Annotated in this window: 22 protein-coding genes; 10 read left to right on the top strand and 12 right to left on the bottom strand. The window is 41.5% G+C overall.

Going from position 1 to position 26,051, the window contains the following annotated elements; all coding sequences use genetic code 11:
* Window positions 1–60: 60 nt before the first annotated feature.
* Window positions 61–477: a response regulator gene (locus LVD17_RS14315; RefSeq protein WP_233767793.1), complete on the top strand. Its 417-nt coding sequence runs from the start codon at window positions 61–63 to the stop codon at window positions 475–477.
* Between the two features lie 685 nt (window positions 478–1,162).
* Here the strand turns inward: LVD17_RS14315 and LVD17_RS14310 are convergent.
* The 4 genes from LVD17_RS14310 to LVD17_RS14295 form a co-directional block, all read right to left on the bottom strand.
* Window positions 1,163–2,611, bottom strand: a complete 1,449-nt coding sequence (locus LVD17_RS14310; protein WP_233767792.1) for a hypothetical protein — start codon at window positions 2,609–2,611, stop codon at window positions 1,163–1,165.
* Window positions 2,612–3,259: 648 nt separating this feature from the next.
* Window positions 3,260–3,901: an outer membrane lipoprotein periplasmic chaperone LolA1 gene (lolA1, locus tag LVD17_RS14305; RefSeq protein WP_233767790.1), complete on the bottom strand. Its 642-nt coding sequence runs from the start codon at window positions 3,899–3,901 to the stop codon at window positions 3,260–3,262.
* A 44-nt stretch (window positions 3,902–3,945) separates the two neighbouring features.
* Entirely contained in the window at window positions 3,946–6,399 is a 2,454-nt protein-coding gene (locus tag LVD17_RS14300; RefSeq protein WP_233767789.1) for an FtsK/SpoIIIE family DNA translocase, read from the bottom strand.
* Window positions 6,400–6,609: 210 nt separating this feature from the next.
* Complete coding sequence (locus tag LVD17_RS14295) at window positions 6,610–7,641, bottom strand: quinone-dependent dihydroorotate dehydrogenase (RefSeq protein ID WP_233767787.1); 1,032 nt, start codon at window positions 7,639–7,641, stop codon at window positions 6,610–6,612.
* 195 nt (window positions 7,642–7,836) lie between these two features.
* On the opposite strand from LVD17_RS14295, the gene LVD17_RS28485 reads away from it, so the two are divergent.
* Complete coding sequence (locus tag LVD17_RS28485) at window positions 7,837–7,968, top strand: hypothetical protein (RefSeq protein ID WP_255702589.1); 132 nt, start codon at window positions 7,837–7,839, stop codon at window positions 7,966–7,968.
* Window positions 7,969–7,989: 21 nt separating this feature from the next.
* On the opposite strand, the gene LVD17_RS14290 is transcribed toward LVD17_RS28485, so the two are convergent.
* Both LVD17_RS14290 and xerD read right to left on the bottom strand, forming a co-directional pair.
* Window positions 7,990–9,042: a DUF4407 domain-containing protein gene (locus tag LVD17_RS14290; protein WP_233767785.1), complete on the bottom strand. Its 1,053-nt coding sequence runs from the start codon at window positions 9,040–9,042 to the stop codon at window positions 7,990–7,992.
* Window positions 9,043–9,272: 230 nt separating this feature from the next.
* A complete protein-coding gene (gene xerD, locus LVD17_RS14285; protein ID WP_233767783.1) occupies window positions 9,273–10,172 on the bottom strand; it encodes a site-specific tyrosine recombinase XerD in 900 nt (299 codons plus the stop codon).
* A gap of 155 nt (window positions 10,173–10,327) precedes the next feature.
* Here xerD and aroQ point away from each other — a divergent pair, with 155 nt between their 5' ends.
* From aroQ to rnhA, 4 genes are read left to right on the top strand one after another with little or no spacing between them, the layout of a single operon-like run.
* Window positions 10,328–10,762, top strand: coding sequence for a type II 3-dehydroquinate dehydratase (gene aroQ, locus LVD17_RS14280; RefSeq protein ID WP_233767782.1), 435 nt, complete (start codon window positions 10,328–10,330; stop codon window positions 10,760–10,762).
* The gene (locus LVD17_RS14275; RefSeq protein ID WP_233767780.1) at window positions 10,755–11,819 is read left to right on the top strand and encodes an aminotransferase class V-fold PLP-dependent enzyme; all 1,065 of its coding nucleotides are present in this window, start codon (window positions 10,755–10,757) and stop codon (window positions 11,817–11,819) included. The genes aroQ and LVD17_RS14275 overlap by 8 nt, the downstream gene beginning before the upstream one ends.
* 42 nt (window positions 11,820–11,861) lie before the next feature.
* Window positions 11,862–12,431 (top strand): MarC family protein, encoded by a 570-nt coding sequence (locus LVD17_RS14270; RefSeq protein WP_233767778.1) that lies wholly within the window; start codon window positions 11,862–11,864, stop codon window positions 12,429–12,431.
* Complete coding sequence (gene rnhA / locus LVD17_RS14265; RefSeq protein WP_233767777.1) at window positions 12,431–12,892, top strand: ribonuclease HI; 462 nt, start codon at window positions 12,431–12,433, stop codon at window positions 12,890–12,892. Before LVD17_RS14270 ends, rnhA begins: the two co-directional genes overlap by 1 nt.
* Window positions 12,893–13,348: 456 nt before the next feature.
* On the opposite strand, the gene LVD17_RS14260 is transcribed toward rnhA, so the two are convergent.
* Together LVD17_RS14260 and LVD17_RS14255 are read right to left on the bottom strand one after the other, a co-directional pair.
* Window positions 13,349–13,822, bottom strand: coding sequence for a DUF456 domain-containing protein (locus LVD17_RS14260; RefSeq protein WP_233767775.1), 474 nt, complete (start codon window positions 13,820–13,822; stop codon window positions 13,349–13,351).
* 199 nt (window positions 13,823–14,021) lie between these two features.
* Complete coding sequence (locus LVD17_RS14255; RefSeq protein ID WP_233767773.1) at window positions 14,022–15,995, bottom strand: hypothetical protein; 1,974 nt, start codon at window positions 15,993–15,995, stop codon at window positions 14,022–14,024.
* Between the two features lie 186 nt (window positions 15,996–16,181).
* On the opposite strand from LVD17_RS14255, the gene LVD17_RS14250 reads away from it, so the two are divergent.
* Both LVD17_RS14250 and rlmN read left to right on the top strand, forming a co-directional pair.
* Window positions 16,182–16,613 carry an acyl-CoA thioesterase gene (locus tag LVD17_RS14250; protein ID WP_233767771.1) on the top strand — a complete coding sequence of 144 codons (432 nt, stop codon included), beginning with the start codon at window positions 16,182–16,184 and terminating at the stop codon, window positions 16,611–16,613.
* Between the two features lie 42 nt (window positions 16,614–16,655).
* A complete protein-coding gene (rlmN, locus tag LVD17_RS14245; RefSeq protein WP_370688825.1) occupies window positions 16,656–17,702 on the top strand; it encodes a dual-specificity RNA methyltransferase RlmN in 1,047 nt (348 codons plus the stop codon).
* A gap of 198 nt (window positions 17,703–17,900) precedes the next feature.
* Here the strand turns inward: rlmN and LVD17_RS14240 are convergent, their stop codons facing one another.
* From LVD17_RS14240 to LVD17_RS14225, 4 genes are read right to left on the bottom strand one after another with little or no spacing between them, the layout of a single operon-like run.
* Window positions 17,901–18,824: a rhomboid family intramembrane serine protease gene (locus LVD17_RS14240; protein WP_233767769.1), complete on the bottom strand. Its 924-nt coding sequence runs from the start codon at window positions 18,822–18,824 to the stop codon at window positions 17,901–17,903.
* 5 nt (window positions 18,825–18,829) lie between these two features.
* On the bottom strand, window positions 18,830–19,624 hold the full coding sequence (locus tag LVD17_RS14235) for a rhomboid family intramembrane serine protease (protein WP_233767768.1): 795 nt from the start codon (window positions 19,622–19,624) through the stop codon (window positions 18,830–18,832).
* Window positions 19,625–19,626: 2 nt separating this feature from the next.
* Window positions 19,627–21,465 (bottom strand): DNA mismatch repair endonuclease MutL, encoded by a 1,839-nt coding sequence (gene mutL, locus LVD17_RS14230; RefSeq protein ID WP_233767766.1) that lies wholly within the window; start codon window positions 21,463–21,465, stop codon window positions 19,627–19,629.
* 13 nt (window positions 21,466–21,478) lie between these two features.
* Window positions 21,479–21,835 carry a hypothetical protein gene (locus LVD17_RS14225; RefSeq protein ID WP_233767764.1) on the bottom strand — a complete coding sequence of 119 codons (357 nt, stop codon included), beginning with the start codon at window positions 21,833–21,835 and terminating at the stop codon, window positions 21,479–21,481.
* 128 nt (window positions 21,836–21,963) lie between these two features.
* On the opposite strand from LVD17_RS14225, the gene LVD17_RS14220 reads away from it, so the two are divergent.
* Both LVD17_RS14220 and bshA read left to right on the top strand, forming a co-directional pair.
* Window positions 21,964–24,876 (top strand): serine hydrolase domain-containing protein, encoded by a 2,913-nt coding sequence (locus tag LVD17_RS14220; RefSeq protein WP_233767762.1) that lies wholly within the window; start codon window positions 21,964–21,966, stop codon window positions 24,874–24,876.
* A gap of 12 nt (window positions 24,877–24,888) precedes the next feature.
* Window positions 24,889–26,031, top strand: coding sequence for an N-acetyl-alpha-D-glucosaminyl L-malate synthase BshA (gene bshA / locus LVD17_RS14215; protein WP_233767761.1), 1,143 nt, complete (start codon window positions 24,889–24,891; stop codon window positions 26,029–26,031).
* Window positions 26,032–26,051 lie beyond the last annotated feature (20 nt).

Below are 26,051 nucleotides of genomic sequence, written 5' to 3'. Positions count from 1 at the left end.
AAATAATTTTGTAATTACTCGCTTATAGTTTATATTTAGCTTAGATAATCGTTAAAACATATGTCAGACAACCAAAAGAAATATATTTCTGTAATGTTAATCGATGATAATGAGATAGATAACCTCATTAATCAGAAAATGATTGAAGCAGCAGATATATCAAAGTACATTTATACACACACCGGTGCTAAAAGTGCTATAGAATTTCTTAAGAATATTGAGAAGGTTGAAGAGATATCTGACAAAGTTTTACCTGATGTTATTTTCCTCGATATCGATATGCCGTTGATGGATGGCTTCCAGTTTCTCGATGAATTTGAGAAGCTTTCGGAAAGCACCCGAAACAAGTGCAAGATCGTGATGCTTACCTCCTCAATCAACCCTCAGGATGTGAATAAATCAAAAAAGTATAGCTACGTTAAGCAATACATTAACAAACCACTTTCTCAGGAGAACCTGGAAAAACTCAGTATTTAAAAAATACTTTGCTTTACAATCTGTAGTCCGTTGCCCTACATAAGAGTCAATGGACTTTTTAATCCTCACCAAAGGAAAAACGGCAGCAGAGATCATCTTTGAATATTGAATTGAGCAAGCTTAATTCTTACAAATGGACGTCAGCGATATGGATCACGCGCAAACCTATGGAGTAAATGGATTGGGAAGTACAATAAGTAATGTGAAGCTTGCCACTGAAAATCAGTAAACCGCGTTTATTGTTATAGTATATAAGTTTGCCAACTGCTTTTGCCGATTGCTATTAACAACTGCCTGTCAGTAAAGAGGTGAAAATTTGGGATCTCCCCAGAAATTCCGCTTGATCCAGCGATATGGCGGCATAAAAGCTTAGTAGTTTCGCCAACCTAACAACCCTCACTGGTAACGTTCCTTTATGTCACCTAAAAGAACTACAATCGTGGCTCACTAAACTTCCCAAAATTTGGTAAAGCTTATCTGTTCAGTGTCACCGACGGAAGACAATGTGTCAAAACAGAGATAATATCCCTTTCAGACCATACTGCCTTGGTTTTATTCAATCTCATCTAAAAGAATATTTAACCGATAGCATCTCCTCGTCCATGTAAGGGCATAATTTTCGTGCCCACATCCCCAAGGGCAAAAGACCTGCCTTCCTTATTTGAGCAAAGGGCAGAGGCCTCTGTTACGCTTTAGAAGTCAGGCGTTCAACAAACTCTTCATCGAGTTTTAGCATCAATGTAGGTGAGAAATAGTTGGTTTCCAACTTTTTAATCTTGGCAACCATACCTCTGATCTTCTCCGCTTTGTTCTTTTTAATATCGCTTATAGATACCTTTAAAATTTTAGAAAGCAACAGTATATGCTCACAACTATCTTTGCCAAGTAGCCTTATCTGTCTTTGAATACTGTTGATCAACTGATTAAAGAGATCAAAATCATTGAGAAGGCAATACTGAAGTGCCAGAAGTATCTTGATTTCCAACTGCATATGAGGAAGCTTTTTAAGGCTTACTTCATTCAGCAGGTTATTGATCCACTTACCGGCCTCATCATACTTATTTACATAATAACATGATAGCGCCCGGTACATAGCGTAGGTTACATAAGTAGGTGCGTCGAGCTTGTCTATTTCGAAATCATGAAAAAGACCTTCATTTTCTTCATAAATCTCCCTGGTGGTGTTCATTCTTATATGGCGCTGCATTTTCGTGACCAAAAATTGCGCAGGGTAAGTATACAAGGTATAGCTGGTAAGCAGGTTACTTGCGGCATCGTTAACTTCCTCGTAGTATTTCTCCGCCTTCCTGTATACTTTGTAGTGATTATAATATTCAAGCTTCAAAAACTCAAATACCAGGTTGAGATGGTAGTATATAGAATCCATCTGGTACTGGCCGAAAATCTTCTGAACATTATCAAGAATATCCTCAATAGGCTCCAGGTCATCGTCCATAGTATCCTGATGATCCACAAATAGCCGGTGAAAAATAGCCATACAGCTATAGTATACGTATAAGCGGTGAGACTCATACAATGCACTTACATTATAAGTTTCCCTCAAGAGTAAGGTAAGACCCAGCTTATCCGTATCATCGCCCGACAGCGCATAATACCCGTATTTCTTAAAGTACTCCGCCAGCAAGTCTTCCGCCTTGTCTACAGCCAGCATATAGGCCACATGTCTGTTGTATAACTGAGAATAGTTGAAGTAATCGGGAGAGTTGATGTGCAACTTTTTTAATGACTTATATACAATCGTCAACTCGTTTGATAAATCATAGTCAAGCAGCTCTTTTTCAAGCTTTTTAAGTGTAGCTATAGCAATGGCCTTCTTCTTGGTAAAAATAATCTCATTGATGTTCGCAACCTTCTTCAGAATATCCGTCCGGGGGCTCTCCATCTGCTGGATTAAGTATTCTTCAATCTTTTGGTTAAGCCTTGACCGAAGGGTATAATAAGCATTGGTATTAACATCCAGCTCCTGCATAATCTTGGTATCAGAAAGCTGCCTTTCCCTCATAGCTTTAATAAGATAAGCTGATTTATCCGCATTGCTTTCTAATAGTGAATCATGTATTGCCTGAAAATCCCTGTTGGATAATTGCTTGATAATATTTTTCAGCTTAGCCATATATTCTAGTTACTCCGAAATTTTAAAAATTATGAAAATTGCTTTTAAAAAGTAAAAGGCTATGGTCAAAGTAGCCTCACGATCGGAAAAGATACTAAATATATCCTATAGATTCACACTAAAGCACAAGTTATTTCGCCGCCCGATTTGCATTTAAGGCATGATTACACATGATAATCAGCTAGTTGTGAAATAAATTTATAGAAATTTTAATATTACTAACTTCTTCGATCCAAGGCAGTTTTCATGATTTTAAACTGTTAATCATCCACTTTTACCGCCTGTTAAGCATCTGTTAAAGATAAAAACAAAATCTTTATTACAAAAGGAAGTATGCATGAAGAGTGGTTTGGCCAAACGCGCTTATTCTATCATAGGATATGCGCTGCTACAAGTATGGCAGAATATTAGAAGTAAAAGCAAGTGTAATTATACCACTTCCACAACCCAGTTAGTCTTGGTACTGTCATCATTAATCATGATCCCAATATTCAATTCTAAACGTGTAGTTAAGTATAAAGCACAATATGCGCCATTTCGGTAATAACGACTATCTGAGAGGAATCTTATCAGGCTGAAAAAACACTTTGTAACAAAAGAGCCACATGAAAATGTGGCTCTTTTGTTTTCTTAAGAAATTTCCTACTCTTATCTCAGATCTATAATCTCTACACCAGGGTATTTTGTCGCGTCAAACGTAAATACAGAATCTTTTGGTGATATATTACCATTAAAGTTCTTAATAGTGTATTTGTACTTGTTACCAGACTTATCAAACATGGTCCAGCTTTTAAGGCTATGATCTTTCTTTGTTATAAAGAGCCTGATCTTGAAAAACTGAGCGTCTTTATCGTTAGGGACAAGGTCAATTACCGATACAGCAGTACCATTGTCGGTTTCATCACCCACAAACAAGTATTTATAACCATGTTTATAGGCATCATATATCTTGGAAGGCGAAATCTCATCTTCATCAGGGTTATAAGTATCAATATTTACCTCGTTTACATCAGGAAGGTACGTCCACACCGTTGTGCCGTTGTTTATCACTACCTGATCATCCATTTCAAGTTTGTACATTTCACCCTTCACCGTGATTTTGCCACCAAACTCATCATTGATACCATCAACCTCATTAATGAGAGCTGAGGTTATATCAGCAGTATACGCAGGGATCTTCTTGTATTTGGCGCTCATTGCATCCAAAACTTCTTTTGCCTGTGGGTCGTTCTGTGCGAAAGTTACAAGCCCTCCAAGCAAAAATATCATTAAAAAAGTGATGTTTTTCATTCGATTGTTATTTACTCTATTGAAAATATAGTTTGCAAAGTTAGTTAATTCAGATCATTCAATAATTGTTCCAAACTATATTCGTCAGGAATCAACACTTCTCTTGCCTTGCTTCCTTCAAACGGCCCTACTATACCTGCTGCCTCCAGTTGATCTATAAGCCTGCCGGCACGGTTATAGCCCAATTTCAATTTTCTCTGGATCAGAGATGTACTCCCCTGCTGGTGCATGACAATAAGCCTGGCCGCATCATCGAAAAGTGCATCACGATCTGACAGGTCTACTTCCCCTACCCCGGAGCTATCATCATCTCCTTCAAACTCGGGCAGCATATAGGCTGACTCATAGCCTCTCTGCGCTCCGATATACTCACAAATACTTTCCACCTCATGCGTATCTACAAATGCGCACTGCAAACGAATAATGTCGGAGCCCAATGACAGTAACATGTCTCCCTGTCCGATCAACTGATCTGCCCCACCTGTATCAAGAATAGTTCTGGAATCGATCTTTGATGTTACCCGGAATGATAGCCTTGCTGGAAAATTAGCTTTAATAATACCTGTAATTACATTTACTGAAGGTCTTTGAGTAGCTACTACCAGGTGAATGCCTATGGCCCTTGCCAACTGTGCAAGCCTGGCTATCGGCGTCTCTACCTCCTTGCCTGCTGTCATCATTAAATCTGCGAGCTCATCAATTACGAGAACAATATATGGAAGAAATCGGTGCCCCTTTTCAGGATTCAGTTTTCTGTTAATAAATTTAGCATTGTATTCCTTAAGGTTCCGAGCACCACCCTCTTTAAGAAGATCATAACGGTTATCCATTTCAATACACAAAGAGTTCAATGTGTGCACCACCTTCTTGGTATCGGTGATTATAGCTTCAGCACTATTAGGCAGCATAGCCAGAAAGTGTCTCTCTATTTTATTAAAAAGTGTTAGTTCCACTTTTTTAGGGTCAACAAGCACAAATTTGAGTTGAGACGGATGCTTTTTGTACAGAAGTGAAGTCAGAAGCACGTTGAGCCCGACTGACTTACCTTGCCCGGTAGCTCCGGCCATCAGGAGGTGAGGCATTTTGGCCAGGTCAATCACGTGTACTTCGTTTGAAATGGTCTTACCCAAAGCAACAGGCAGCTCCTTGTCGCTTCGCATAAACTTCTCAGTCGACAGTACTGATTTTATACCAACCATCTCTCTGTTCTTATTTGGCACCTCGATACCTATAGTACCCTTACCCGGAATAGGTGCGATAATCCTGATTCCCAAAGCAGCAAGGCTGAGAGCTATATCATCTTCAAGGTTTTTGATCTTGGAGATTTTCACCCCGGCCTCGGGCACTATTTCATACAGTGTAACGGTAGGGCCTATGGTAGCTTTGATACTGGAGATACCAATCTTAAAATTGACCAGTGTCTCGATGATCTTGTCCTTGTTCTGTTCCAGTTCCTCTTTGGTTACCTGCACCTTCCCGGAATCAAAATCATCCAGCAGATCAATCGTTGGATATTTATAAGAGCTCAGGTCAAGCGTTGGGTCATAATTCTGTTGTGTGGAAACCTTCTCCTCTTCTTCGGTGTCCTGTTCCACTGAGAACAGCGGTTCATCAGCAGGTTCCTCTTTTTCGGGGATAGTTACATCAAGCTCAAATTCCGGCTTTCTCACCTCATCCCTGGGCTTTTGTTCTAATACGATCTCCTTTTTATTGTTGTTATTCTCTTTCGGAGGCGTTATGATTTCCTGCTCACTTACAGGCCAGTTATCCTCTTGATCCGGGTAGCCTTCAATACTTTCATCATCAGTCAATGCTCCTTTGGCTTCTGCAACTTCCTTCTCTAGCCCCTCTACGCCCTCCTTTACCTTACCTTTGAAGTCCAGGATTGTAGTTACATTGAAGAAATAAATAATAAAAGCCAACAAGGAAAATATGAGCAAGAGAAGTGTACCCCAGCCAATGAGTCCTTCAAGTATGATAGAAAGCTGATAGCCAATACCGCCGCTAAGGAAACCCCACTCAGAAACCCCCTCTGAGCTAAATACAAGGTACCCAAGTAAAATACTTAACCAAAGTGTAAAAAAGAGACAAAAGGCAAAAGTAGAGTATATGGATATGATCTCCTTTTTAAAAACTATCCTGTAGCCAATTAAAAACAGTAATGGGGGTGTGAAGAATGCTGCCAGGCCAAACCATCTGAATATAAAGTAATGGGAAATAAATGCCCCGTAAAGCCCAAGCCAGTTATCAGCTTCACGCCCTGATTGCAGCATACCTGTCTGGCCTATCGCCTCAACCACACTTTGATCAGCCTTACCTGTAAAAAGGTATGAAATGAACGCTGTAAACAAAAACAGCGAGCTGATCAAAAGGAAGAAGCCAAAAGTAAGCTGGAATCTTTTATCCTTCAAAAAACCAAAGTTAATCTTCAGCTTCTTCTTACTCTTTTCCTTTTTGGATTGCTTAAAAGTGTTTGATTTATAAGTATTCTTGGCCATGTTTTAAAAAAGACAAATCTAACAAAAAAATAACGCCCCGACCAATGCAAAAAATGTATTCGGTGCACAGGATTTTCAAAATCACAAGAGCGCTGAAACTATAGATTATATATTAAAATTAATAAAATCCGGAGTATTTGAACGACCGGATAAGGGAATTATTTAGAGTAGCCTTTCTTTTTGTATTTCAGCTTGTTACTCTTTAATATTTCACTGTCTCAACAAAGCTTTGTTGATCTTTTTAATAAGCGCAGGACCTTCGTAAATAAACCCGGTATAGACCTGGATAAGCGAAGCGCCCGCCTGTAGTTTTTCGATAGCATCATCGGGAGACATAATACCTCCGACTGATATGATAGGAAAGTCTTTGCCAAGCTTGCTTCGCAGAAACCTCAGTATCTGGGTGGACCTTTCGCGAAGTGGCCTGCCACTCAGCCCTCCCGCACCAATAGTCTCTATTTTCTCCTTTGAGGTATTCAGTCCTGCTCGGGAAATGGTAGTATTAGTGGCAATCAGCCCATCAAGCTGTACCTCCTTTACAATATCAACAATATCCTGAAGCTGGCTATCTGTCAGGTCGGGAGCAATTTTTAAGAGGATCGGCTTCTTTTTTTCTTTTTGGTTGTTCAGTGTCATCAATCCGCTCAGGAGTTGTGTAAGTGGTTCCTTGTCCTGAAGTGCCCGAAGATTGGGGGTATTGGGTGAGCTTACATTCACCACAAAGTAGTCAACCTCGGGAAATAGTGTTTCAAAGCAATATTTATAATCATCAAAGGCATTTTCATTGGGAGTAACTTTATTCTTACCGATGTTGCCACCAATAATCACTGAAGACTTCCTGTTTTTCAATCTCCCAAGAGCCTCTTCCACCCCACCATTATTAAAGCCCATCCGGTTGATGATGGCCTGATCAGCAGGGAGCCTGAATAGCCTCGGCTTATCATTGCCTGGTTGTGCCTTTGGTGTTACCGTGCCTATCTCTATAAACCCAAAACCAAAGCAATCCAATTCATCGATCAATTTCGCATCTTTATCAAAGCCTGCGGCCAGGCCTACCGGGTTTTTGAAGGTAAGCCCGAAATAGTGTCTCTCCAGGGCTTTATCTTCAACACTATAAAGTTTACGCCATAGCGCTTTCATACCGGCTACCTTGCCAACCGACTTAAGCATGTCGAAGGTAAAATGGTGTATTTTTTCTGGGTCAAAATTAAAAAACAGGGGGCGTAAAAGAAATTTATACACGGCGATCAATTGATTGGGAAATTTTCTGCAAAGATATAGTTTTTTTCTTCTTTAGAGGCCTTAACATTACAGTCTTATCAGGGTAATAAGATCAATCCGAAAACGCCTTTTCTGTCAATTCAGGTAAATGTCTTAATCCTCCACTTTTAATTCAAAGAAATTCCAGTTATCTTGAATTACAGGTCAACACAGAATATGAATAAACAAAAGAAAAATAAAGACAATAAAACACCGGTTAAAAGTAATAAGTCAGCGAATACCCATCCGCAAAACAGCAGTCCTGTATGCTACGCCAATACGGATGAAGTTAGGGAAGAATACAAATGACTTGAAGCACTTCCAGTCCGGTTATGATCTGTTTAACCGTACATCCAGCCTGTCTATAATGAATTCCTTCTCTGTCATGGAAAGGTCTTTGGCTCTCTCTTTGATCAGGGCATTTACCTCCGCCATTACTTCTATCTGCTGCACGTCAAAACCATGCTCTTCTATTTTCAGCAGGTTATCATAAGGCCCCCGGTTAGAAATAAGCTTCACAAAAATAGGGGCGGTTTCTACAGCTATAAAAAGTAGTATCACAAAAAGATTGGCCCAGTATATAGCTTCACTCTGGCTTGTAAGACGGTCAAGGGCTTCCATACGAGCCGCAGGGCCATCCAGGCTTTGCCGCTCCATGGCTAACATTTCTCCTTTCAACACTTCATCTATCTTTTGCTGCCGGGTAAGCTTCTGCGCTATCAGTTCATTATTCTTTGCCTTTAGCTCTGACAGCTCCGCATCCACCCTGTCTGCATTTTCCTTTTTTATTTTATACACGGGACCGGGGTTGCGTTTGCCTGTACCTCCGGTTCCATCCGCTTCCTCCCTGGCTATCCGCCGCAGCTCATCTCTGGTAGCTGTCTTATCTGCTATTTCCGCTTTCAAAGCCGTTATCTCATCGGACAACTGCTGCCTGTCCGTCTCAAACCTGCTTTTCACCTCCCCTTCCTGTCGCGAAAACAACTGTTGTTCCATTACTGTCAGCTCACTTTTAATCTCATTTTCAAAGATCTTCATCTCCAATGGCTTGGCAATAACGAGCGAAATCAACAACGCCAGCAAAATCCTCGGAGTCGCCATCAGCAGCTCCTTCCACCAGCGCCCTTCCTTCCTCATACTAGACACAATGTATCTATCCAGGTTAAAGATCATCAAGCCCCAAACCACTCCAAAAAGTGCCGACCACCACACATTGCCCATCACCGTATAAAGAGCATAACCACCCGCAAGAGCAGCAAAAATACCTGTAAAGAATATGGTAGCTCCAATGCCAACATACTTGGTGGAATCCGTAGGGCACCGCTTTAGCAAAGCAAGGTTAGCCCCTGAGCACCGCCAGAAAAATACTTTAAGTTTTTCCATGAAGATAAAACGCTGTTGAGAGTATATTATTTCGAAACGCCTTCAACATATATGCCAACGCATAAAACCAAGCCCCACACCACAGAACTACGTCGAGGACATGTAAAGTGTACTATTTTGAACATCGAAGTGTACGGTTTTCTGGTTGCTGAGGGTTGGTTTACTTCGTAGAGTTATTTGCCTGCTGCCTCTTGCCGGTTGCCTACTGATCTACCGATTACCTCTAAAACTCAGCTTCTCGGATGAAACTCCTGTATTACCTGCCGCAAGTAGTCTCGGTCGAGGTGGGTGTATATTTCCGTGGTAGTAATGGACTCGTGGCCGAGCATTTCCTGTACAGCACGCAGGTCGGCACCACCTTCTATGAGGTGGGTGGCAAAAGAATGACGGAAGGTATGGGGGCTTACGGTTTTCTTCATGCCGACTTTCTTCACCAGATTTTTAATGATCGTGAACACCATTACACGTGTGAGCTTTTTCCCCCTCCTGTTGAGGAAGGCATAGTTTTCATGACCAGACGCAATGTTGAGGTGTACCCTGACATCATCAATGTATATTTTCAGGTATTTCAGGGCATCCCTTCCCACTGGCACCAGCCGTTCCTTGTTACCTTTACCTATGATCCTTAAAAAACCAATATCCGTGTAAATATTTGACAGCCTCAGGTCTATAAGCTCGGAAACGCGCAGTCCGGAGCTGTAGAGCACTTCAAGCATAGCCCTGTTTCGCTGCCCTTCGGGCGTGGAATGGTCTAATGCTTCAAAAAGCTGCTCTATCTCGTGGTAGCTTAGCGTGTCAGGCAGCTTCCTGCCAAGCTTTGGCCCTTCGATCAACGCTGTAGGGTTATTATCAATAAGCTCATCAAACATCAGGTACTTGTAAAAGGCTTTGACCCCGGACAACACGCGAGCCTGGCTATGCGCTGTCATCCCCAGCTCGTTGATATATTCAAGAAAGTTCTGCAGGTGCACAACTTTAATATTTAAGGGGCCAACTTCTAAATTGGACAAGTCCACAAACTGTTTTAGCTTTACGATATCATGAACATAGGCTTCGATGGAGTTCTCGGAAAGTGACCTTTCAAGCTTGAGGTAGTTCTTAAATTGGTTGATACAGGTGTCCCAGTTCATGATTCAATTTTCGACATAAAGGTGCATTATTTTTTTCAGAATGAGCATAGGCCTTATGCTTCACTCCTAAAATATCATCAAAAATATCAAAGGAGAATAATGGCCTAGGCCAATTTAAACAACAGAGATAAAATACTGAAAGCTAATTATACTCAATGAAAATCATCATTATCAACGGCCCTAATCTCAATCTGCTAGGCAAAAGGGAACCTGAAGTCTACGGACACCAAAGCTTTGAAGTTTTTTTCAACCAGCTAAAATCGAACTTCAATGATATAGATGTTGAATATTTCCAATCTAACATAGAAGGTGAAATTGTTGGTAAAATTCAGGAGACGGGGTTTAGTTATCAAGGTATTATTCTCAATGCCGGTGCTTATACGCACACTTCGGTGGCCATATCCGACGCTATAGCGGCTGTTACTACTCCGGTTATCGAAGTTCATATCTCGAACATTTATGCTCGTGAGGAGTTTAGACATAAAAGCATTATCAGCAAAGAGTGTATAGGTATGATCTCAGGCCTTGGACTTGAAGGGTACCTGCTGGCACTAACTTACCTGATCAATAAAGGCAACAGCAATGATTAGTTTTTACCCCGGACCTTCCAGAGTAGACGAAAATATTCCGGAATATGTACAGGATGCTTATAAGCAGGGGATTCTTAGCCTTAACCACCGGAGCAAGGCTTTTATGCAAATCTGTGAAGAAACTATTGATTTGCTGAAATCAAGGCTTCACATTCCGGAAGATTATGTGGTGCTTTTCACTTCGTCTGCCACTGAGTGTTGGGAAATTATTGCCCAGTCGTTAATCGATGTTAACAGTTATCATTTTTACAACGGTGCCTTTGGTAAAAAATGGTTTGACTATACCAGGAAATTAAAGTACCAGGCTATCGGCTACCAGTTTGACCCCGAACAGGAACTAAAAACCGGAGAGATGGATCTCTCCTCTGAAACCGGAGTGATATGCATTACACAAAATGAAACATCCAACGGCACGCAAGTCAACATACCCCGTATAGCTAAACTGAGAAAGAAGTATCCCGATCATCTGATAGCTGTTGATGCAACATCTTCTATGGCCGGCATATACCTGGACTTCAGCCAGGCAGACATTTGGTACGCCTCTGTACAGAAATGCTTTGGTCTGCCGGCCGGCCTCGCGATAATGATATGCTCCCCTTCAGCCATTGAGCGTTCAGGAAAACTCCGCGAGAGTCGCCATTACAACAGCCTCAACTTCATTCTTGAAAATATTAAAAAGTTTCAAACCCCTTACACCCCAAACGTACTGGGCATCTATTTGCTTATGCGTGTTATGGAAAACAGGAAGCCTATAGGCAAGATCGAAAAAAAGCTTAGGAAGAGGTTGCGAAATTATGAAGCCATTTTCTCCGAAAGTGAACATTTTTCTCTGCATATAAGTAATAAGAATGTAAGATCAGAAACGGTGATCGTACTCGAAGGAACAGCAGAAGATGTACAGGCAATTAAGAAAAAAGCCGAGGAAGAAGAAATAACTCTTGGCAATGGCTATGGTGAACTAAAAGACTCCACTTTTAGGATCGCTAACTTTCCGAGCCTGAAAAAAGAAGAGGTGAAAGCTTTACAAAAATTCTTAAAAAAGAATATATTACAATAGATATCTCCTGTTCATACATCTATTTTATTATAGCTTTGCAACATGTTTAATTTCAAGGACATCTTCTCCGTTACACTCATTCTTTTCTCTGTCATAGACATCCTGGGATCAGTGCCTTTTGTGATTAACCTTCGCAAAAAGGAAGGCAAAATACACTCAGGCAGAGCCACAATAATCTCAGGGATGTTGATGATAGCTTTCCTATTCCTGGGACAGTCCATCCTAAAGCTATTCGGACTTGATATAGGTTCTTTCGCAGTAGCCGGTGCTATTATCATGTTTGTACTGGCTATGGAAATGATACTCGGCATCACTCTGTTTCGCGATGAGGGTGGTAGCAATGGCGCAGGATCGATCGTACCCCTTGCTTTTCCGCTTATTGCTGGCGCAGGTACGCTTACTACCATTCTCTCTATCAGGGCGGTATACGAAACACCTAATATACTGGTAGGAATCGTTATCAATCTCATTTTTGTTTTTATAGTGTTGAAATCGACCAACTGGCTGGAAAAAAAGCTGGGGAAATCAGGTTTCGCCATCTTAAGGCGCGTATTTGGTATAATATTATTGGCTATAGCTGTTAAAATTTTCAAAGAAAACATACTTATTTAATGATCACCATCTACACAGACGGTGCTGCTAAAGGCAATCCCGGCCCGGGAGGCTATGGTACTGTGTTAATGGCCAGAGTCGATGGCAAAGCCTATCGCAAAGAGCTGTCAGAAGGATTTAGAAACACTACTAACAACAGAATGGAGCTATTGGCAGTGATCAAAGGGCTCGAAGCACTGAAAAAAGCGGGAACGCCGGTAACGATCTATTCTGACTCCAAATATGTAGTAGACGCCGTAGAAAAGGGCTGGATATGGGGATGGCAGAAGAAAGGGTTTAAAAACAAGGCCAATGTCGATCTCTGGCAGCGGTTCATTCCACTGTATAAAAAACACAAAGTAAAGTTTATCTGGGTAAAAGGCCATGCGGGCAACATCGAAAACGAAAGATGTGATGAGCTGGCTGTAAGTGCAGCTGAAGGCGCCAACCTTAAAGTCGATACCGGATACGAGAACCAGTAGGGATTATTCCTGGCTTTTTGGCTTGCGGGTCTACAACCTCACCCCGCAACAGCCGATCGGCAGGTTCTCTCTGGACTGAATACCCTCTTCGACACTCAAGAGGGGATTTTGATGTTGCTAAAACCTCAACTCCTCCTCCCACGACCTGTCACCTGACAGGTCATCTGCCGTCTGTTTTATACCGGAAACTTAACAGAACTAAACAGCGGCTTTACTAAACTTCCGAAAGTTTCGTAAAGCTTAACTGTTCAGAAGCATTGACAGTGGTAATACTGCCAAACCGTATAAACTCCACCCATTCAGGACTTGCTTCTTCCTTGATTAAGTAACAAAAGGCTAAACCTTTTGCTGATAGCACCCTCAGATAGAGAAATCATCTCCCTTTTGGCTGCGCAATTATGCTATATGATGGAATTAACTTCTTCATGGTGTATTAAGGAGAGGGATTGAATGAGGTTATAAAAGTGCATCGACAAAATAATAGGTCATCATCAGGCAGGCGCAAAGCTTCAGAAGTGTCCCTAACAGAAATCCCACAAACGAGCCCACGGCTGCCTTAAATGCCTGTTTAGAATTTTTACCTGCTATAAGCTCACCGATTAGTGCTCCCAGAAGGGGTCCCAGTATAATGCCAAACGGAGCAAAGAACAACCCCACGACCAAACCTATGAATGTTCCCCAAACACCATACTTACTTCCACCAAAATGCTTGGTGCCATAGGCAGGAATAAAATAATCGATCAGCACTACGCCAATGGTGATGGTAGTCCAGAATAAAAGAAAATTAGTGGTAAAGGGTGGTTCTTGCTGAAATTGAAGAAAAAGCAGGCCTACCAGGCTTAATGGCGGCCCGGGGAGCACCGGCAGTATTGAGCCAATGATCCCCATCAGCATGAGTATTGCTCCTATAATAATAAAAATCACATCCATTGAGTTGATAAATTAACTCAAAAGCCTGTAACCTGAAAAGTATCCCCCATATAAAAATTAACAAGAGCACTTCTGTATATCAAAAAAATAAGTCACACGGACGTGGTGTCTTCACTTAATTCCAAACACTCTCAACGCCCGGTGTGACTTAATTAGTCTGATATTTTCTGATCAGCCTAATACTACACTATTACTTTATTTACTGGTCATTATCTGATTCGTCCTCGGCTAACTGTGTAAAGTCGTCGTCAGCGGCATCCTCAAACTCGTCATGGTCCCAATACATTCTGAACTCAAGATCCTCTTCGGCAACATCGGCCAATCTTCTGTCCCTGTTTATGGCATGTTCAAGTTCTTTGTACATCGTCTGCTCACTGTTTGTTCTCGCAGCAGCTACTGCTGTCAGATAATGGGCAATAGCATACTCCGTATTGGCCTTTGCATAATCCTGGAAATCTTTCAGGGCACCTTCATTGTCTCCGGTCATCAGCCTTGCCAGTCCTCGGTTGTACTCTACGCCTTCGACATTCTTCACTTTGTTCAGATACTCAGCGGCTTTTTCGTAGTTACCCATTCGGGCATGGTACACGCCAAGGTTATAATTGACACCTTCACTATCCTGTATTTTGGCCGATTGTGTAAGGTATTCTTTCGCTTTATGATATTCACCAGTAGTCAGATAAAATGCACCAAGGTTATTTTGCGTAACAAAATTAGTTGGCTCTGCTTCATAAGCCCGGGTCAGGATACCTTCAGTTTCTTTTAGTTTTTCTTCAATATCCTTCATCTTAACTTTAACCTTAACTTTTTCAGGATCCGTGGTATCCTCTTCCTTGAATTTATATTTAAACTTGAATTTGTCTTCGTCCATATCAAATTCAGTATCCACATCTACTTTGTCCCTGTCAAAGCCAACACCGGCCAGTGCATCATCACCACCTATAATGTCAATTTTATGTAAATCAACCGCAGTTAAGGCACCGAGGTCACTATATACACGTGTATCGGAAGGGTAAACTGTCATGTAGCTAGTCAGAAGCGTTAGTTTGCCCTGCTCGGCATCGTTTTGTACATAAGCCTGTAGATACTCTTCCTGATTAAATATATCTTTTAGCGAAGAGTGCGGTATTTCTCCTTTATTTACTTTGTTGGTGACTGAGTCGATCTGTGCGGCGCTGTAACCTTGCCTTGTAGCATTTTCCGAAGCTACCACTATGGTTGCCCGCCTGAGCGGACGCATAAATTTCTCTACATCATCATAATTACCTATGGTTTTGTAGAGTTTGTCTTCGGCATCCTTTAAAGATTGTGTTGTGGAAACGATATTGAGTATCTCTGTTTTCTTCTTCTGATCAACATCTGACTGTCTTACCAGTTGTATCAGGCCTTTCCAGTCTTCCGTGGTAGACTCAACCTCAATAGATTGTGGGTTTATATATTGTCCATAGCCCTCACTCTTCAAAGCACTTACCAGCCAGTCTTTAGCAACTACTGATCGCTCTTCGGCAAGCCTCCTGTTATTATCTACAGGCCCCTCAGGTGATGCAAAACCCCTGATCGTAATCTGTGCCTCCGGGTTTGCTTTAAGGTATTCACCAATTACATTGATCTGATCCCGCGATTGATCCTCAGGGAATTTTGCCACATCAATAGGAAAATTAATTTGCGCTACAACTTTTCGTGGGGTAGATCTGGCAGGTGTATAGTCAAATTTCATGTATTCATACTGCCCGTTGGTAGAAAACAGCGTTCCGGTAGTTATGCAGCATTTTCCCAGTTCATCTACATCGCTGAATTCTTTCTCTTTTTTACCTTGCTTGTACGCATACTCACTTTCGATCTCAAGATCATTACCTATCATATCCTCCACAAAATAGACGCTTCCATTTACAGTAACTGTAAATCCGTTCTTATTAGGATCAGTACCAAGATCATTTGTTGAAATTTTAATTGGCTCAAACTGGGTGCCACCCAACTCTGGCCGGATGATAAAAGTACCTTCATTCTTAAACACCTTATCCTTAGGCATGGTGATGGTTGCGGTGAATTTTACACTGTCACCATGTACCTCCAAGGGGCTAGGCGTAACCTCTATGTGAGGATCCTGGGCTCTAACAACAAATGACAACATAACCATTGCCAAAATAGTAGCCATTATGTTAAAATGTCTCATAGCAATAAATATTTAAAGTTTATAGTTTACAAATTCCTCTACTCTCCCTAACATTACTGCAAGGACTATTCCTGCAACCTTAATTAGCCATGTTACATGCTTTCAGGCTATTTTCATAAAATCAAATCAACACTTTTGTGGAGTGTTGTTCCCGATCTATCTTCGCAGCACATCAAAACAATGCATATGGCAAGGATCAAACTTAACTTTCCTGATAAGGTGCTGTTCACAACGGAACTTTCCATCAGGGTAAATGACTTAAACTATGGCGGACATGTAGGCAATGACAGTATCCTGACTCTGATGCATGAAGCACGGTTCCGTTTTTTGAGATCGATGGGTTATAAAGATGAGCTTACTCTGGATAACCATGTTGGGATAATTGTAAGCGATGTAGCCATAGTTTATAAGTCAGAGTCATTTTTTGGAGATAGCTTAACTATTGAAGTCGCTACTGACGACTTTAGCAAATATGGCTTCGATATGTATTACGGTATTAAAAATAAACAAACAGGTAGACAAGTGGCCGTAGGAAAAACCGGGATAGTTTGCATGGACTACAAGCAACGGAAAATAGCAACCATTCCAGAGGCATTGCTAAACGCCCTGCAGGCATGATCTTTTGTCAGTGTCAGTCACATTTTACTTATCTTTGCATTTATGATAGAGCAAGCGGAGAAAAGAGATATTCGGCAACTTAGCCTGGAACAGCTAACGGAATACTTCGTACAAATCGGAGATAAAGCTTTCAGAGCCAGACAGGTATACGAGTGGCTATGGAAAAAGTCTGCCAAAGATTTTGATCAGATGACCAATATATCGCTGTCGACCAGAGAGAAATTAAAATCAGAATTTACGATCAACCATATTGCGGTTGACCAGATGCAGCGCAGTGGCGATGGTACCATCAAAAATGCCGTAAAGCTTTACGATGGCATGATCGTAGAGTCAGTATTGATCCCTACAGAAAAGAGGATTACTGCTTGTATTTCATCACAGGTAGGTTGCAGCCTCGACTGTAATTTCTGCGCAACCGCAAGGCTAAAACGCATGCGTAACCTGAATGCCGACGAAATATACGATCAGGTAGTAGCAATCAAAGACCAAAGCGAACAGTTTTTCAACAGACCGCTGACCAATATTGTGTTTATGGGCATGGGCGAGCCGCTTTTGAACTATGCCAACGTCATCGAATCCATCGAAAAGATCACCAAACCAGAAGGACTGGGAATGTCCCCCAGACGGATAACTTTATCCACCGTGGGCATACCTAAAATGATCAAAAAACTCGCTGATGATGAGGTAAAGTTCAATCTTGCCGTCTCCCTGCACTCTGCAATCAATGATACACGCTCAGCAGTAATGCCTATCAATGAAAAAAGTCCACTTGAAGAGCTTGGTGATGCACTCAAATACTGGTACTACAAAACCAAAAGCAAGGTGACTTATGAGTATGTAGTATGGAGAGGTATCAACGACAAGGAAAAAGATGTGGATGCGCTTGTAAAGTTCTGCAAGATTATCCCTTCTAAAGTAAACCTGATCGAATACAACCCCATCGACGATGGTGAATTTCAGCAAGCCTCAGAAGATGCGCTAAACTTATACGTAAGCAAGCTTGAAGCCGCCGGCATTGTAGCCAAAGTCAGAAGAAGTCGTGGTAAGGACATCGACGCAGCCTGCGGACAATTGGCTAATAAGAGTTAATAGTCTAGTCAGCAATCGGCAAAAAGCAGTAGCACTTTGGGAGTTTCAGTGTTCAGTGAACGGTGGGAGTAATCTCAGTATTCGGATTCCAAAATTAATATCTGTACTCTTCAGAGATCACTCCCTCCTGCCGTCATCGGCAGGACGGTCCTTAATGTAATGGTATTTTTAATACCGGGTCAAACTTCAGTCCAAAAACTATTTCTTACTGGCGTTAAAAAGCTTCTGCTTTTCCTCCTTGGTTAAGCTTTCATATCCCCGTTCAGATATCTTGTCGAGTATTTCATCTATTTCATCCTGCGATGCCTTTGATGATGACTGGCGCGATGATGAAGAGCCTGACTTTGACTTGGAAGATGGCCCCTTTTTGTAGCTGACTTTTATATTGGGTTGTCTTACAAAAAAGCTCTTGAAAAACCTGATAACAGCAAGCACCCATGCACCCCAGTCATTACCTTTTTGTAATTGCTTGATAAATATATATCCTATCAGCGCGCCTCCAAGGTGAGCAATATTACCTCCTGCATTAGTGCCTACCGAACCCAAAAACGACAATACAATATAGAATGCTGCAATATACTTTATCCTGACCGGTCCAAGAAACAACAGGAAAAACGTGTAGTTGGGTATTAATGTAGCGGCTGCAACCACCACCGCATATACTGCTGCTGACGCCCCTACCATACCACTCAACATATGCGCCTGATTGGCATAGAAAGGCACCAGATTATATACAAGCAGGTAGGCCACACCACCAGCCAGCGCCCCCAATACATACAAACTTATTACTTTGTCACTCCCAAGATACTCTATGATCAGCCTCGCAAACCAGTAGAATACCAGCATATTAAACAAGATGTGAAATATGCCGCTTAAACTGTGCGAAAAAGAATAAGTAATGATTGTCCAGGGCCTGGTTATAAACTCTGAAAAAACAGGTGGTATGCTAAATTGATTGTATACGAAAGCAAATACCCCTTCAAAATCCAGTATCGAGGAGAATACATTAAGTACCGCCAAAAACAGAAAAACTACCACATTGATGATAATCAGTTGCGTATGAGCACTGTTTGGCCTGCTAAAGGCATTCTTAAAATCGCTTAAAAATCCACCACCATTCATAACTACTAATAAAATTTATCGCGGCTTTGCTGCCAGATCTTGATCATAATAAAGGCGAATATCATACCCCCCAGGTGAGCAAAATGGGCTACATTATCACCACTCTCTCTATTTAAACCCGAATATAATGCTATACCTCCTAAAATCAATACTAAATATTTTGCTTTAATCGGAATCGGAGGTATAAGCAGCATAAGCTGTGTATTAGGAAAAAGGAGCCCAAAAGCCATTAATATTCCATATATAGCTCCAGATGCCCCTAGCATGCTGCTTCCATTGAGCAAACTCTGATAGGTTCCCTTAACAATTTCTTTACTTTGATTGATGTAGTAAGGATCTTCCGGGTTCTTCGAAAAATCATTGGCGAAGTCATACACTTTGCTGTTGAAATATTGATCATGTTCATCTGCAAATCTTGAGAAATGATCCGGAGTTGGTTCAATAACATAAGAAGTAACATCACTTTCCAGCTGGCTGGTTCTCCAATATTCGATGCCACTATATAGTACACCTGCACCAATACCAGTGACCATATAAAAGATCAGGAATCTTTTTGGTCCCCAGAACTGCTCTAACAGCGGCCCAAGAAAGACTAATCCCAGCATATTGAACAGGATATGCCCAAACCCTCCATGAGCAAACATGTAGGTAAAATATTGATATGGCTTAAAGTTGTCAGATTCAATGATCCATAGTGATATCAGGCCGGTAAAATCCATACCCCGTAACACATATTGCAGTATAAACACCACAATATTGATAATCAGCAGATTTTTAACTACCGGAGTTAATCTTAACATAGTTACTTATTAAAAAAGTTGTCTATTTTATTCAATTCCAAAATATAAAAAGTCACCTGACCATTAGGTGCATAGTTGGGACTGTCGCAGGCAAACAGCTGGTCAATCAAACCTGACATCTCCTCTTCGCTTAGTCTTAATCCATGTTTTAGAGCAGTACGTTTTGCCAAAGCCCTCGCAAGATTTTCCTTTCTTGGGATAGATAGTTCCGATTTATTTCTTTTAAACTGCTCTATGAGCCCTTCAAATACCTCTTTCTCATTGACCGTCCCTATTTCGGCAGGCATTCCTTTTATAATAATATCATTTTTACCAAAAGGTTCGACCAAAAAGCCTAAAGCTTTCAGCTCCTCTTCCATTTCCATTACGAGTGAGTGGTCGCCAGGGTTTAGCGAAAGTGTCTGGGGAAATAAAGTTTGCTGCGAGGCCCCTTTGCTGCTTCTCAGGCAACCCATATATTTTTCAAATAGTATTCGTTCGTGTGCTGCCTGTTGGTCAACAATCATCATTCCTGACTTCACCTGTGTAATAATATACCTTTGGTGAAGTTGGAAAATTGACTTTTTATGATCCGTTGACATTACCTCACTTTCACTTTTTGTATTGAGGTTGCTTTCAAAGGTCAGCGTCATACTACCCTCCGGATCCTCACGCTCTACATCGCTTGTCAGGCTTCCTTTGCCGGGATGTTCATGAAACAGTTTTTCCCAGTGCTCCTGATTCGATTTTTGGGGGTTATTGCTGCCAGCACTTTTAAATTGGCTATAATTCTTATCCTTAATGGTTTCACGCCTAAAGTCCATTTTTGAGCCAAGATTGATATCTGCAGAAAAATCAAGGGCCGGTGTTATGTTATGTGTCGCCAGAGCCTGCTTTGCAGCAGCTCTTACGATGGCATACACTGTACGTTCATCATCAAACTTTATCTCTGTCTTGGTAGGGTGTACGTTCACATCAACATGAATAGGGTCTATATCTATAAAAAGCACATAAAAAGGATAGCTTCCCTCTGCAAGTAACCCTTCAAAGGCATTCATTACGGCATGGTTAAGGTAATTGCTCCTTACAAATCGCTTATTGACAAAGAAAAACTGCTCACCCCTGGTCTTTTTGGCAAACTCTGGCTTGCCGATGTAGCCATGGATAGATATTTCGGCAGCTTCCTCATGACAAGAGGCTAGCTGCTCCTTATAATTTTTCCCGAAAAGATTAACAATCCGTTGGCTGAGTTTACCTGCAGGTAAATTGTAGGCTTCCAGGTCATTCTGGTAAAGCGAAAAGCTTACTTCGGGGTTGGCCAATGCTACCCTCTGAAACTCATCGGTGATGTGCTTCATCTCCACACCGTTGGACTTCAGGAAATTCCTGCGGGCAGGTACGTTGTAAAATAAGTTTTTTATACAAATTGAAGTTCCCTGCTCACATGCTGCCGGTTCTTGTTTTTTCACTTCTGACGCTTCTACATAAAGCAAAGTGCCCAACTCAGCGTCAGGCTGGCGGGTTTTGATCTCCAACTGTGAGACTGCGGCCATAGACGCCAGTGCCTCTCCCCTGAAACCCATCGTTCTGATGGAAAAAAGATCTTCTGTCTTGCTTATTTTTGATGTAGCATGGCGCTCCAGACTCATTCTCGCATCAGTTTCGGACATCCCCTTCCCGTTGTCCATAACCTGCATGAGTGTTTTACCGGCTTCTTTTATAATGACTTTAATATCAGTAGCACCTGCATCAATTGAGTTTTCTAAAAGTTCCTTAATGGCAGATGCCGGACGTTGTACTACCTCACCCGCCGCGATCTGGTTTGCTAAGGAATCAGGAAGTAAACGGATAATATCTGGCATGTACGGCTTTGACTTATATGATGTGTTTTACTTTAAGATACAATAATACGGAAGAAACCAGAAGAAAGATATACAATGCCAGATTTCCGAAATACAAATACCCTGCGCCTCCACCAACAAGCAGCATGATAATTATGGCCTGCGTTAACCCAGCCGTGCTTTTTGTCTTACTTCGGCCATGCCTAAAAGAACCAACAATTCGTGAATTATAGAAGTTTTCATCGGACACATCCTCCCCATTCTCCAGCATCAATTCCTTTTTGATCCTTGAAGTCCTCTGTTCAATTTCTTCTTTTACCGGATCATAATATCGTGGCGCTATATTAAATTTTTGATTTCTGGGTGTTTTAAAAAATGAGGGAATTTTCATCTTGATGTTTTGTTTTTAAACCATAACCCGATATTACAGAATGGGCACACGTTTGTGGTTTATTTTTTTATCTTAGTAGGGCACAAAATTAATTTTTTATTCGTTGGTATCATAAAGGTAACGGCTGCATGATTAAAAAAGTTTTTAGCGCCACTTTATTCATTTTTTCGACTATAACATACTCATTTTCACAAAACCAGGAGCAGGAAAGGTGGGTTGATAGTGTATTTAACGTATTGGATCTCGAACAGAGGATCGGGCAACTTTTCATGATGCCTGTATACTCCGGAGGCAATGAAAAACACTTTCAGATCGTAGAGCGCCAAATTGAAAAAAACCATATTGGAGGGCTTATATTTATGCAGGGTAGCCCTACCCGTCAGATAGACCTCACGAACAGGTTCCAGACCTCTTCCTCTGTACCTTTACTTATTGCTATGGACATGGAGTGGGGAGCCGGCATGCGCCTCGACAGTACTATTAATTTCCCTAAGCAGATGGCACTTGGTGCCATTGAAAATGATAGCCTGGTATACGCCATGGGTGCTGAAATAGCACGTGAAATGAAAATACTCGGCGTACATATGAATTTTGCTCCCGTAGCTGATATCAATACTAATCCGGAAAATCTTGTCATAGGTGTACGGTCTTTCGGCAGCAATAAAAAACAAGTTACCAGCAAAGCCATCGCCTACATGAAAGGCCTTCAGGAAAATGGTGTGCTCTCCTGCGCCAAACACTTTCCCGGACACGGTGACACCCGACAGGACTCTCACCTGACTCTCCCGCTGATTGACCATAACAAAAAAAGACTTGATACGCTGGAGCTATACCCGTTCAAAAAACTCATTTATGCAGGTACTTCAGCAATAATGACTGCCCACGTACAGATACCAGCCATTGATAGCAAAAAAAACACCCCAGCTACCTTATCTCCAAAAGTGATCCACGACATACTCAGAAAGGAGCTGAAGTATGAGGGGCTGATCATAACAGATGCATTGAATATGAAGGCCGTTTCTGACCATTATAGTAACGGAGAAGCCGAGCTGTTGGCTTTGCAGGCTGGCAATGATATACTGCTCTTCTCCGAAAATGTACCGGAAGCCATAAAGCTGATCAAAAAGAACCTCTTAAAGAAAAAAATCAATAAGCAGCAATTCGAAGAAAGTGTAAAAAGGATTTTAAGGGCTAAGTTCAAAGCGGGACTCAACCAATGGGATAGTTTAAACAATGAAAACATTAACCTCAAATTAAACAGGCCCGGAACGGAGCTTCTTAAACATAAGCTGGTAGAAAAATCTATAACCGTACTAAACAATCCTGACAGCCTGCTGCCTATCAGCACGCTTGATAACAAAACCTTTGCTTCTCTCAGTATAGGCCCTTCTGGTGAGTTTACTAAATACCTGGATAAGTATGCTTTCTTTAGTCATTATGTAAAAGAAGGAGGAGATAATGATCTACTGTACAGGCAGCTCAGAAATTATGATGTAGTAGTAGTAGGACTTTTTGACCTTGACAAAACCCAGGGTATCAATGGTGTAACCCAGGAGATGTTGCAACTTTTTGACAGGCTCAATAATGAAACAAAACTTATATTTTCCCTTTTTGACAGCCCGTATAACCTGAAGGGACTCGACAGATTTGACCATCTTATCTGTGCTTTTGATAATAGTGAACATACTCAAAAACTAGTCCCTTCAGCTATTTTTGGCGGCATAGCTACCAACGGACGAATCCCGGTAAACATTTCTAAAAATATAAATTTTGGCCAGGGTGCAGATACCCCATCGTTGAGCAGACTCACCTTTTCAACACCGGAAGGAGCATCGATGGATAGCCGGGTACTACAAAAAATAGATGATATTGCTCACGAAGCCATCACAGACAAGGCCACGCCGGGATGCCAGGTAATGGTAGTAAGAAATGGGAAAATAGTGTTTGATAAGTCATATGGCTATTACACCTACGACAGTATTAAGCCGGTAGACGATTATACCATTTATGATATAGCCTCTATTACGAAGGTACTCTCCACCATGCAGGCTGTTATGTTTTTAGAAGAAAGAGGAGTTATAGATCTGGACAAAAAAATATCTGTGTACCTTCCTGAGTTGCGCGGCACGAATAAGGAACACATGATCATAAGAGATATACTGACCCACCAGGCTGGTCTGTGGCCCTACCTCCCCTTCTGGAAAAGAACCCTGGAAGATTCATTCTTAGCCGGCGGGCTATACAAAGGTTATCCAGAATCAGGCTTTAATTACCAGGTATCTGAAGGTTTATTTACGACGGAAGCCATGCAGGACAGTGTATGGCAATGGGTAAAAAACTCAAAACTGAGAGATAAAATAAACAAGCGCCCTTATGACTATAAGTACAGCGATATGGGCTACTATCTGCTCAAAAAGATGATTGAAAAAATGATAAATCAGCCCATGAATGAGTTTTTACAACAAAACTTCTACGACCCTATGGGCCTAACCACCTTAAGTTATTTGCCTTTGTGTAATTTCCCCCTTTCTCGTATAGCTCCAACAGAAAGAGATGATTATTTTCGCAACACTCTGGTATATGGAATGGTTCATGATCAGGGTGCTGCACTATGTGGTGGGGTTGCAGGTCATGCCGGGCTGTTCAGCAGTGCCATTGATCTGGCGAAGATGATGCAAATGCACCTTCAGGATGGCACATATGGAGGCGTAAGGTTTTTTCAGCCGGGAACTATTGAAAGATTTACGCAAAAGCAATATGAAACTAACAGAAGAGGGATTGGGTGGGACAAACCCGCTGTGGGCGATTGGAATGGCCCTACATCTGAATTCTCTTCTCCAAAAACCTTTGGTCATACCGGTTTTACCGGCACGGCAGTCTGGGCGGATCCCGAGTTCAACCTGATTTTTGTTTTCTTGTCTAACAGAATTCACCCTGACGCAAATAATTCCAAACTAATCAAAAACAATATTCGTACAAGGATACAGGATGTGATTTACGAGTCAATATGGAGCTATGAGCAGCGATTTGATTCATATTAAAACCAAAAACAGATGAAAATAGGAATCGTATGCTACCCTACTTTCGGGGGTAGCGGTGTGGTGGCCACAGAGTTGGGAAAAGCTTTGGCCAAGGCGGGTCATAAGATCCACTTCATAACATATTCTCAGCCTACAAGGCTTGATTTTTTTAATGAGAACCTTTTTTACCACGAAGTAGACATCCGGTCTTACCCGCTTTTTGAATACCCGCCATATGAATTGGCACTCGCCAGTAAAATGGTAGATGTAGTAAAATATGAAAAACTCGATTTACTTCATGTGCACTATGCCATACCGCATGCCTCGGCAGCCTATATGGCCAAGCAGATATTAAAAACGGAAGGCATAAATATACCCATAGTCACTACACTTCACGGCACGGATATAACACTTGTAGGCAAAGACCCGTCATATGCACCGGTGGTAACCTTCAGCATCAATGCCTCTGATGGTGTAACTGCTGTTTCGGAAGATTTGAAAAAAGACACCTACCTGCACTTCAAAATACTCAAAGACATTGCCGTGATACCTAACTTTATAGACCTTGAACGCTTTAAGAAACAAAAGAAGGAGCACTTTAAAAGGGCCATATGCCCCAACAATGAGAAGTTAATCGTGCATACCTCTAATTTTCGTAAGGTAAAACGAGTTGATGATGTAGTGAGGATTTTCAACAAAATGAGACAACAAATACCTGCAAAACTATTGCTGGTAGGCGATGGTCCTGAACGAAGCAATATAGAGGCCTTGTGTCGTGAGCTCGGCACATGCGATGATATCAGATTTTTAGGTAAGCTGGAGGCAGTGGAAGAAGTATTGTCTGTAGCTGACCTCTTTATCATGCCTTCAGAAAAAGAAAGCTTTGGCCTAGCCGCCCTTGAAGCTATGGCGTGTGAAGTACCTGTGATCTCAACCAATGCAGGGGGTTTACCCGAGTTGAACATAAACGGTAAAACAGGGTTTCTAAGTAAAGTAGGCGATATTGATGATATGACAAAAAACGCTTTACATATTTTAAAAGACGATAATTTACCTACTTTTAAACATAATGCTCTGGAAAGAGCCAAAGAGTTTGACATTACTAATATAATGCCGATGTATGAAGATTTTTACAGGGACATACTCGAAGCTCAAAATGAGCCTCAGACGATATAATGAGCAACCTCAGTTATAAA

It is taken from the genome of Fulvivirga ulvae (genome assembly GCF_021389975.1).
GTDB lineage: Bacteria > Bacteroidota > Bacteroidia > Cytophagales > Cyclobacteriaceae > Fulvivirga > Fulvivirga ulvae.
The sequence above is the reverse complement of the archived record's forward strand: the minus strand, read 5'-3'. Positions and strand labels throughout refer to the sequence as shown.